This window comes from Nocardia sp. NPDC002869 (assembly GCF_046764065.1).
In the GTDB taxonomy this organism is placed as follows: domain Bacteria; phylum Actinomycetota; class Actinomycetes; order Mycobacteriales; family Mycobacteriaceae; genus Nocardia; species Nocardia rhamnosiphila.
Map to the genome: position 1 here is coordinate 1 of NZ_JBKOOL010000258.1, position 5,180 is coordinate 5,180.

The window sequence follows — 5,180 nt, forward strand, 5'->3', positions numbered from 1 at the left end:
CGGGTCCCGGCCGGACCGGACGGGTATCGTGAGACCGCCCCTCGGCTCGCCGAACCGAGGGGCGGTGCTCATGCGACGGGTCAGCGGCTGGTGCTGAGCTGGAACGTGCGCGTCGCGTCGAGGTAGATGCTGTACTGGGCCTGTTTGCCGGGCGGGGGCAGTTGGGAGACCAGCTGGTTCAACGAGGTGGTAGCGCCCACCACCGGAATTCCCGCGACGTACAGATCGGCGACCGCGCGCCGGATATGGTTCGGTGAGGTCACCGCCACCGCGGTCCGGGCGCCCAGACTGTGCAGAATATCGGCACTGAACAGCGCGTTCTGGACCGTCGACCCGGCGCGGTTCTCCACATGGATCCGGTCGGCAGGGATACCCCGGTGGATCAGCCAGCCGGCCATGGCCTGGGCCTCGGTGATCCCGTTGCTCGGATTGTTGCCGCTGACGACGATCGGCGAGAACGGTGAGGCGATGGCCTGCAGCCAGGCGGCCTGCAGGCGTTCGACGAGTTCGGGGCGGGGCGAACCGTCGGGGAGCAGCCCGAAACCGAAGACCACGATCCCGGTCTGCGGCCCGACCAGGGCCGGAAGTGGGTTCGGGAGGGTGGCGATACCCGCGCCGACCGCGTGCAGGACGCCGTCGGTGCCGGCGGCCATCGCGCTGTCGACGGCGCGCAGGCGGCCCATGGCATCGTTGAGGGCCGGGATATCGCCCGCGTAATGGGACCAGATCGCCTGCAGGGACAGCGCCTCCGCATCGGTGGGATCCCGCCCGATCAAATCCTGGAGCGCGGCCCGGCCGGCGACAGAATCGCCGTCGGTGAAGTGGCGCTGAGCAGAGTTGTACAGGGCGTCTGTTTCAGGGCTGGCCTGGGCCGGCGCGCCGGCGAACCCGGCGAGCGCGATACTCGTCGCGGCGGCCGCGGCCGCCACCAGATACTGCAAACCTCTTCGACTGTGCACTACGGCGACACCTTTCCACGGGCGGAGCGGGGTTCTCGCAGATGATTCGTTCGATGAAATTCGGGTGCGGTATGTGGCAACCCACCATAGGTCCGGTGTCGGCCGGAACCCGGTATTTGCGGCTGTCCGATCCGGGACATGTCCCGTGAAACCCCTGGCTACAGCTCTGTGGGGCGTATCGGTGCCATCGGCACTCTAATATCCGGCGGGGTGCGGGGTTGCGGGTGGGGTCCCCGCGGCCCCCAACCGATAGGGTGAACATCCGTGGATACCGCATCGCTGACCGGGAAAGACCTCGCCGCCGCCATCAACGCCGACACCACCGCGCGGGTGCAGGCGCTGACCGAGCAGGCAGGCCGGGCCCCGCGGCTGGCGCTGGTCGTCGCCAATGCCGATCCGGCCAGTGCCTGGTACGTGAACTCGCTGAAGAAATCGGCCGCCAACCGCGGAATCGATTGCGATACCGTGGATCTCGGTGCGGACGCCTCCGTCGACACCCTGCGCACCGAACTCGCCGTACGCAGCGCCGACCCCGGGACCGACGCCATCATGCTGCAGACGCCGCTGCCGGCCGGCGTGACGCTCGACGAGGTGTCGCCGGCAATCGTGGCCACCAAGGATGTCGACGGGGTGAGCCCGCTGTCGCTCGGACTGCTCACCGCCGGCTCGGCCGGGTTCGCGCCCGCCACCGCCGAAGCGGTGGTGGAGTTGCTGAAACATCACGGCATCGAACTGGCCGGTCGGCACGTGGCCGTCGTGGGACGGTCGAACGTCGTCGGCAAACCGCTGGCGCAGCTGCTGCTGGCGGAGAACGCGACGGTCACGATCTGCCATTCCCGTACCACCGACCTGCCCCAGGTGACCGCGGCCGCCGATGTGGTCGTCGCCGCCGCGGGCCGGATCGGGCTGGTGACCGGCGCGAATGTGCGGGAGGGGGCGGTGGTGATCGATGTCGGCACCAACGAGGCCGCCGACGGGAAGATCGTGGGCGATGTCGACGCGGAGTCGGTCCGGGGTATCGCGGGCGGGCTGAGCCCGGTGCCGGGCGGGGTGGGCCCGGTGACGACCGCGCTGCTCATGCGCCATGTCGTGCTCGCCGCCGAACGGGCGCGGTGATCCGCGCCGCGGACTGCTGCCGCCGGCGCTGCCGACGCTGCCCGGGCTGTCGTGGAGGTTCGGGACCGGCCCCTACGGGGTAGGGCTACTGTGTGTGCGGCTATCGGTCCGCACTCGCAGTCGAGTTAAGGTGACATCGTGAACGTCGAAGTGACACCCCTGCCGGGAATAGGCGTCCGCAAGGATTTTCCGCTGACCGCTGTACGCCGGCGGATCGGGGTCGTCGACCACAAGGACGGGACGATCGATCTGATCTTCACCAGGATCGGCGATCCCGACGCCACCACCCAGATTCCGATGACCGAGGCCGAGGCGGGCACCCTGGCCAACCTGCTGGGCGCCCCCCAGCTGGTGGGTCAGCTGCGCAACGAGCACCGGGATATGGACGGCGTGAACACCCGGCAGTTGCCGGTCAGCGAGAACTCGCCCTACGACGGGCGGACCCTGGGCGAGACCCGGATGCGGAGCCGGACCAAGGCCTCCATCGTGGCGGTGATGCGGGCCGGGCAGGCGATGCCGGCCCCGGGGCCGGACTTCGTGTTCACCGGTGGTGATGTGTTGATCGTGGTGGGCACCTCGGAGGGACTGGACAGCGCCGCGGATATTCTGAAAGACGGCTGAACCTGTAGCGATGAATGCGACCACGCTGGCGATGATCCAGCTGGGGGCGGTGTTCTTCGGGCTCGGAGTGCTCGGACGCATCGCAGCCCGGATCGGCATGTCCCCCATTCCGTTGTATCTGGTGGGTGGATTGGTGTTCGGGGAAGGAGGTTTCTTCGGACTACACGAGGCCGACGAGTTCATCCATCTCGCCAGCGAGATCGGCGTGGTCCTGCTGCTGTTGCTGCTCGGCCTGGAATACAGTGCGGCCGAACTGTTCACCGGGATGCGACGATCCTGGATGGCCGGCCTGCTGGACCTGGTCCTCAACACCACGCCCGGTGTGGTGGTCGCGCTGCTCCTGGGGCTGGGTCCCACCGGGGCGCTGGCGATGGCCGGTGTCACCTATATCTCGTCGTCCGGGATCATCGCGAAGGTACTGAACGACCTCGGCCGGCTCGGCAACCGGGAAACCCCGGTGATCCTGTCGATCCTGGTCTTCGAAGACCTCGCGATGGCCGCCTATCTGCCGGTGCTGACCGCGGTCCTGGCCGGCCTCGGATTCGTGGCGGGCCTGCAATCGCTGGGCATCGCACTGCTCGCGGTGACCGTCGTGCTCGTGGTCGCGTTCCGCTACGGCAAATACGTTTCCGCGGTGGTGGCCAGCGACGATCGCGAGATCTTCCTGCTCAAACTGCTCGGTGCGGCGCTGCTGGTGGCCGGGGTGGCCTCCGCGCTGCAGGTGTCGGCGGCGGTCGGGGCGTTCCTGCTGGGGATCGCGATCTCCGACACCACCGCGCACAACGCGACCAAGATCCTCGAACCGCTGCGGGATCTGTTCGCCGCCATGTTCTTCGTACTCTTCGGCCTCACCACCGATCCGCGCAGTATTCCGCCGGTGCTGGGGTGGGCGGTGCTGCTCGCGGTGATCACCACGGTCACCAAGATCGCCACCGGCTGGTGGGCCGCCGCGCACGCCGGCTCCTCGCGGCTGGGCCGCGCCCGCGCCGGTGCGGCGCTGGTGGCGCGCGGCGAATTCTCCATCGTCATCGCCGGCCTGGCGGTGGCCGCGGGTGCGGTACCCGGCGAATTCGCCGCTCTCGCTACGACTTACGTGCTGCTGATGGCCTCGGTCGGCCCGATCGTGGCGCGCGTGGTGGAACCGGTGCTGCGGATCGTCACCCGGCAGCCGAAACCGGTACCCGATACCGCCGACGAGTAGGCCCGGGGATCGGATCAGAGCGCGGTGTAGCCGCCGTCGACCAGGTATCCGGCCCCGGTGACGAACGAGGCGTCCGCGGAGAGCAGGAACGCCACCACCGCGGCGACCTCGTCGGCCCGGCCGAACCGCCCGAGCGGATGTTTGTTCTCCAGGAATTGCCGTGCGTCATCGGGCATTTCGGTGAGCGGGGTGGCGATGACACCGGGCTGTACCGCGTTGATCCGCAGGCCGGTCACACCGTATTCGACGGCGGCGGCCTTGGTCATACCGAGTACCGCGTGTTTGGAGGCGGTGTAAGCCGAGCCGGGCGCATCGGTGGCGACGGTGCCGTGCACCGACGACATATTGACGATCGCGCACCCCCGCGGCCCCGCGGCGAGCATGGCCGGGATCTGGTACTTCATTCCGTACATCACACCGTCACAGTTGATCGACATGACCAGCCGCCACTTCTCGGGGTCCAGTTCACCGATCGGCCCGGGGCTCACTCCGATGCCGGCATTGTTCACCGCCAGGTGCAGCGCGCCGTAGGTCCGGACCGCGAAGTTCACCGCCGCCTCGTGGTCGGCCGGCTGTGAGGTGTCCTGCGCGATGGCGGCCGCCGAACCCCCGGCGTCACCGATGTCCCGGGCGACCCGCTCGACGGCCGCGAGGTCCACATCGCCGAGGACGACCTGCGCGCCGGCCCCCGCCAGCCGTAACGCCGTCTCCTTCCCGATCCCGGATCCCGCACCGGTGACCAGAGCGACTATCCCGGTGAAATCCGCCATACCTCCTCCGCGATGTCGGCACAGCACGTGCGCGGCTCCGGGAAGAGCTCCGCCGGGACCGCGGGATATTCGGTCTCTCGTCGTACGCGTCGCGTGGCACCGAGCCCGCCGCGCCGGCCCGTACCCTACCCGGCGACCTTCCGATATCGCCGCTGCGCGGGAGCCGTCGGCCCGGTGGGCGAGTCGTGGGTGTGCGGTTGGCCGTCCACGGATCGGCGACCGTAGAGCACCGACAGTGTGGACCTACTGAGGTCGACCATGCTTTCGGTGTACCTCTGACACGAATGGTCCGCGTCGGTGATCGGCGTCCCGTCGCGGTGCACGCCCACATACACCTTCCATCTACTCCGGATGGTCTGCGTGCATGGTCGGGGCCCGCCCCCGGTTCTGGAGCGACAGAGTGAAGGAGCGCAGCGACTGAGCGGCGGAGTGAAGGAGCGCAGCGACTGAGCGGCGGAGTGAAGAACCGGGGTCACAGGGCCCCGACCCGCGGCGCCGGAGGCGCCACATCGG

The 5,180-nt window shown here is 69.0% G+C and carries 5 protein-coding genes; 3 read left to right on the top strand and 2 right to left on the bottom strand.

The window, feature by feature from the left end:
• Window positions 1-80: 80 nt before the first annotated feature.
• Window positions 81-959, bottom strand: a complete 879-nt coding sequence (locus tag ACLML9_RS27645; RefSeq protein ID WP_356988087.1) for a YdcF family protein — start codon at window positions 957-959, stop codon at window positions 81-83.
• Window positions 960-1,223: 264 nt separating this feature from the next.
• Here ACLML9_RS27645 and ACLML9_RS27650 point away from each other — a divergent pair, with 264 nt between their 5' ends.
• The 3 genes from ACLML9_RS27650 to ACLML9_RS27660 all read left to right on the top strand — a co-directional run bounded on the left by ACLML9_RS27650 (window position 1,224) and on the right by ACLML9_RS27660 (window position 3,897).
• Complete coding sequence (locus ACLML9_RS27650; protein ID WP_411948252.1) at window positions 1,224-2,075, top strand: bifunctional 5,10-methylenetetrahydrofolate dehydrogenase/5,10-methenyltetrahydrofolate cyclohydrolase; 852 nt, start codon at window positions 1,224-1,226, stop codon at window positions 2,073-2,075.
• Window positions 2,076-2,213: 138 nt separating this feature from the next.
• Window positions 2,214-2,696: a cation:proton antiporter regulatory subunit gene (locus tag ACLML9_RS27655; protein WP_357053794.1), complete on the top strand. Its 483-nt coding sequence runs from the start codon at window positions 2,214-2,216 to the stop codon at window positions 2,694-2,696.
• A gap of 10 nt (window positions 2,697-2,706) precedes the next feature.
• Complete coding sequence (locus tag ACLML9_RS27660) at window positions 2,707-3,897, top strand: cation:proton antiporter (protein ID WP_411948253.1); 1,191 nt, start codon at window positions 2,707-2,709, stop codon at window positions 3,895-3,897.
• Window positions 3,898-3,911: 14 nt separating this feature from the next.
• On the opposite strand, the gene ACLML9_RS27665 is transcribed toward ACLML9_RS27660, so the two are convergent.
• Entirely contained in the window at window positions 3,912-4,667 is a 756-nt protein-coding gene (locus ACLML9_RS27665) for an SDR family NAD(P)-dependent oxidoreductase (RefSeq protein ID WP_411948254.1), read from the bottom strand.
• Window positions 4,668-5,180 lie beyond the last annotated feature (513 nt).